Genomic DNA, 4804 nt, shown 5'->3' with positions numbered 1-4804 from the left:
CGCCGCGGCGGCCGGCCCCGCCGCCGTCAGCAGCGCCAGCAGCGACACGAGGGCCAGCAAGGCCAGGCGCCCGGCCCGGCATGCGGTTTCATTCATGGGGGATCCGATCGGACGTGGGAATGCGGCAGGTCTGCCATGTGCGACTCTACGCACCCCGGGCAAAACAGTACAGATTCAGTTTGCCGCTAAAAATACGGATCAGTTGCATGCCGTCCACGCCGCCACGGTCCATCCACCACCCCTCCCCGGTCCGCTCCCGTCCATGAAACGCTACGAACGCCACGCCGACGCCCTCGCCCAGTTGATCCACAGCGGCGCCCTGCGCGCGGGCGATCGCATGCCCTCGGTGCGGGAAACCAGCCGGGCCCGGGGCATCAGCCCATCGACCGTGTTCGCGGCCTACGACCTGCTGGAAGCGCAGGGCCTGGTGCATGCGCGGCCGCGCTCGGGCTACTACGTGAGCCACCGGCAGCCGTCCGCCACGGACCGCGTCCCGGCCGAGCCCCAGCCTTCGGCGCCGCACGACGGCTCGCGCGGCGTGGAGATCAGCGACTTGGTGTTCGACGTGCTGGGATCGGCGCGCGACCCGCACCTGGTGCCGCTCGGGTCGGCGTTTCCGGGCCCTGAACTCTTTCCGCTGGCGCGGCTGGCGCGCTGCCTGTCCAGCGGCATGCGCCGGCTGGACCCGGCCGCCATCGTGCAGCACCTGGCGCCAGGCGACGAGCGGCTGCGCCAGCAGATCGCGCTGCGCTACGGCCTGCACGGCATGGCGGTGGATGCGGCCGAGATCGTGACCACCAACGGCGCGATGGAGGCGCTCAACCTGTGCCTGGAGGCCATCACGCAGCCGGGCGACATCGTGGTGCTGGAGTCGCCCACCTTCTACGCGGCGCTGCAGGCGCTGGAGCGGCTGCGGCTGCGCGCGGTGGAGATCACCACCCACCCGCGCGAAGGCATCGACCTGGGCGCCCTGGAACGCGCGCTGCGCGCGCACCCCGTCAAGGCCTGCTGGCTGATGCCCACGTTCCAGAACCCGCTGGGCAGCACCCTGCCCGAGGAGCGCAAGGAGGCGCTGGTGGCGCTGCTGGCCCGCCACGGCGTGCCGCTGATCGAGGACGACGTGTATGGCGAACTGCACTTCGCCCCGCGCCGCCCGCCGCCGGCCAAGGCCTTCGACACCGGGGGCCAGGTGCTGCACTGCAGCTCGTTCAGCAAATGCCTGGCGCCCGGCTACCGCGTGGGCTGGGTGGCCGCGGGCCGCTTTGCCGGCGCGGTGCAGCGGTTGAAGCTGATGACCACGCTCTCGACCGCCACGCCGTCGCAGCAGGCGCTGTCGGAATACCTGGACCAGGGCGGCTACGACCGGCACCTGCGCCAGCTGCGCGGCATGCTGGCGCGCCAGCAGGCGCGCGCACGGGCGCTGATCGCCGAGCACTTTCCGCCCGGCACGCGCGTGTCGCGGCCGGACGGCGGGTATTTCCTGTGGGTGGAGCTGCCCCAGTCCGTGGATGCCCTGGCCCTGCACCGCGCGGCGCTGGGCCAGGGCATCAGCCTGGCGCCGGGGCACCTCTTTTCCACCGACCGGCGCTTCTCGCACTGCGTGCGCATCAACTGCGGCCACCCGGCCGCGGCGCGCTTCGACGAGGCCCTGCGCACCGTGGGCGCGCTGGCCGGCGCGCTGTGCCGGAGCGGGCCCACCGGCGCCGCCACCGATTGCTATTAAATCAATAGCAACAGAGACAATGACGACTAGGGCATCGGCACTTTTTCTTTCAAACCGCCGCCCCGCCATCCTTCCGCGTCAGGGAAGCACGGAAGACGCCCTGGCCTTGGCCATCAGCGCATCTGCATCGCGCCGCAGCAGCAGGCGCCCCGCCACCAGTGCATCGGCCGCCTGGGTGACCGCGGCCACGTAGCCGGCCTGCGTGCCGTACAGCTCTTCCAACGACGGCCGCGCATCGCCCGCCGCCAGCCGCGCGGCGCGCGTCTTGTGGAAGGGAATGAAGCTGCCGGTGAGGTTGGACAGATCGGTGATGCCCGGCGTGGCCACGTAGTTGAACTCGATGCTCGTGCCCAGCGGGGCGCGCGCTTCCACGCTCTGGATGCCGGCGCGGGCTAGGCCGGTGGACGGGTCCACCTGCGGCACCAGGATGGCGTAGTCGCGGCCCACGGCGCGCGGCGGCTGCAGCGTGGCGATGCCGGACTCGTCCTGCGGCACGTACTGCGGCCCGAAGTCCAGCAGTGAGAAGCCGTTGTAGCGCGCCAGGTAGTCGAACGCCGGGATGGCGGTCGGCGTGCCGCCCACGCTCCAGGTCAATCCCCGCATGGCCGGATACACGAGCTTCGCGGGCGGCACCAGCGTGCCGTCGGCCACCTTGGGCACCTGGCTGGCTGGCGGCTCGGTGCCGCGCACCACCCAGTCTTCCAGCGCGATGAACAGCGCGCGGAAGGTGTCGGTGAAGTGCACCACCGTGCCGGCCGGATAGACATTGCGCGTGGGCGCGTAGCTGATGCTTTCGGTGCCGCCCGTGCCGCCGTGCTGCGTGCTGGCGTAGTAGTAGATGCGCGCATTGGCGGGCTGGGCGAGGTCGCGCAGGCCGTTGGCATCCGTCAGCACCGGTGAGCCCTGCAGCTGCCAGAACTCGGTGCCCGACAGGCCCAGGAAGAACTTCGGGCAGGTGTCGGTGGCCGCGCAGCGCTTCATCACGCCGCCTTGCCGGCCGCTCACCTCGTCGCTGTAGTCCTTGTCCAGCCCGCGCGGCGCCGTCTGGCCGAAGGCCGTGTGGTCGGTGCGCAGCCCACCGCCGCCGCCCGGCACGGCGAAGCGCGTGTTGATGTGGGTCTGGCGCGCGGCCACGTGGGCGAACATGCCGTCGAACACCTTGCCGCCGCGCAGCGACTGGTTGAAGCCCAGGTGCAGGAAGGTCTTCATCGCATTGCCCGACTGCGAGGTGCCCTGCCCCAGCGTGGACTGGATGCGGCCGGCGACCGGGTTGGCCCGGCCATCGGCATCGGCCGCCGCGCTGCGGAAAAAGCTCACCGTGTCGCGCAGCGCCGCCAGGCCCACGCCCATGACCTTGGGGTCTTTCGCCACATAGACCAGCTCGTACAGGTACTGCGGATCGAAGCCGCCCTGCAGGCACACGCTGGCCGGGTTGGGCGTGCCCGGGAACGGGTTGGCGGCCGCATCGCAGGTGGCGAACTTCCACTGGCCCGAGGGCACGGGCTCGCGCGCATCGGTCTCGTTGCGTCGGCGGGTGAGCGAATAGCCGGGTTGGGTGTTGTCCAGGCTGGCGGGCTCGTACGGGATCATGGTGCCGTTGAACACGCCGCCCGGCAGCGCCATGGCAGCCACAGCGGCCGTGGGCACGAGTTCGGTGCGGTACGGGCCGGTGATGGTGCTGCCGTCCTGGTTCCGGGCCACGGGCACCGTCACGGTCAGGCGAGCGGGCGTGCTCTTGGGCACATCGCCCTGCCAGGCCGAATACAGCATCACGTAGCCCCGCTCGAAGTACACCGCATCGCCCGGCGTCGCGGCCGGGTTGGGCTGCGTGAGGATGTTGCCGCGGTTGGGCGCGTCGTAGCGCAGCACGCCGCTGGCGCGGGCCATGTCCTTGGGCTTGAGCATCACGAAGTCGGCGCTGTACTCCACCATGCCGCGCGCATTGACGGGGGCCAGTTGCAGGTCCTGGATCACCGCATTGCGCGGGTCGGCGGGATCGACCTCGCCGCGCAGGGTGCCGGTCAGTTTCTCGTAGGCGCCCACGCTGCCGTAGGTGCCCGCGACGTGCTCGGTGGCCGTGATGGACAGGCGCATCTGCGGGGCGGTGGCCGCGGGAGGGGAATCGCTGCCGCCGCAGGCGGCCAGCAGCGCCGCAGCCAGCACGGGCGCCATGGCGCGCAGCCGGGGGCGACCCAGCGGGTAAATCGCGAAGGACGGGAATGTCATGGTTTTGTCTCCGGAAGGTTCTTGGGTGTTGTCGTCGGTACAGGGCAAGGCTGCGCCCTCCCCGCCGTGCGCTGCGGCGGGGACGTGCGCGCCTTCAGGGCGCAGCCCGATGGGCCGTGAGGGGGCGAGAACCTATTCGGGCTGGATGCCCGCGGCCTTGATGACCTGGCCCCATTTCTGGGTTTCGGCGGCCTGGAACTTCGCGAGTTCGTCGGAGGTGGTGGTCCAGGCCTCGGAGCCCGCCATGTCGTAGAACGACTGGGCCGCCGCGCTCTTGGTGGCCTGCCCAAGCAGTTCGTTGAGCCGCGCCACCACGGGGGCCGGCGTGCCCGCAGGCACGTAGGCGGCGAACCAGTAGCCCATGTCGTAGCCCTTCACGCCGGCCTCTTCGATGGTGGGCACGTCGGGCAGTTGCGCACCGCGCTTTTTCGTCGAATAGCCCAGCGCGCGCAGCTTGCCGGCCTTGATCTGCGGCACGCCCGTCGAGGTGTCGGTGATCATGAGATCGATCTGCCCGCCCAGTAGGTCGGTGATGGCCAGGGGGTTGCTCTTGTAGGGCACGTGCAGGATGTCCACGCCGGCCAGTTGCTTGAGCATCTCCCCCGCGACGCGGCTGGACGAACTGCCGCTGCCAAAGCTGAGCTTGCCCGGGCTCTTCTTGGCCGCCGCGATCAGCTCGCCTACGTTCCTGTAGGGCGCCGCGGCGTTCACCACCAGCACCTGGCCGCCCTTGCCCAGGCCGGTGACCGGCACGAAATCCTTCACCGGGTCATAGGACAGCTTTTTGTACAGGTGCTCGTTGGCGGCGTGCGTGGTGTTGGTGGTGATGAGCACCGTGTAGCCGTCCGGCGCGGC

Annotated in this window: 3 protein-coding genes; 1 reads left to right on the top strand and 2 read right to left on the bottom strand. The window is 70.6% G+C overall.

Features of this window, described 5'->3' with window-relative positions; genetic code table 11:
- Positions 1-262 precede the first annotated feature (262 nt).
- Positions 263-1723, top strand: a complete 1461-nt coding sequence (locus tag AC27KI_RS18810; protein ID WP_487115227.1) for an aminotransferase-like domain-containing protein — start codon at positions 263-265, stop codon at positions 1721-1723.
- A 78-nt stretch (positions 1724-1801) separates the two neighbouring features.
- Here the strand turns inward: AC27KI_RS18810 and AC27KI_RS18805 are convergent, their stop codons facing one another.
- Together AC27KI_RS18805 and AC27KI_RS18800 are read right to left on the bottom strand one after the other, a co-directional pair.
- Positions 1802-3895, bottom strand: coding sequence for an alpha/beta hydrolase domain-containing protein (locus AC27KI_RS18805; protein ID WP_487115229.1), 2094 nt, complete (start codon positions 3893-3895; stop codon positions 1802-1804).
- Positions 3896-4081: 186 nt separating this feature from the next.
- On the bottom strand, positions 4082-4804 hold a 723-nt coding region (locus tag AC27KI_RS18800), incomplete at its 5' end, for a Bug family tripartite tricarboxylate transporter substrate binding protein (protein ID WP_487115225.1).

This window comes from Acidovorax sp. KPB24-03, from assembly GCF_057546605.1.
Note: the sequence above shows the minus strand (reverse complement) of the source record. Positions and strands in the feature narration are given on the sequence as shown.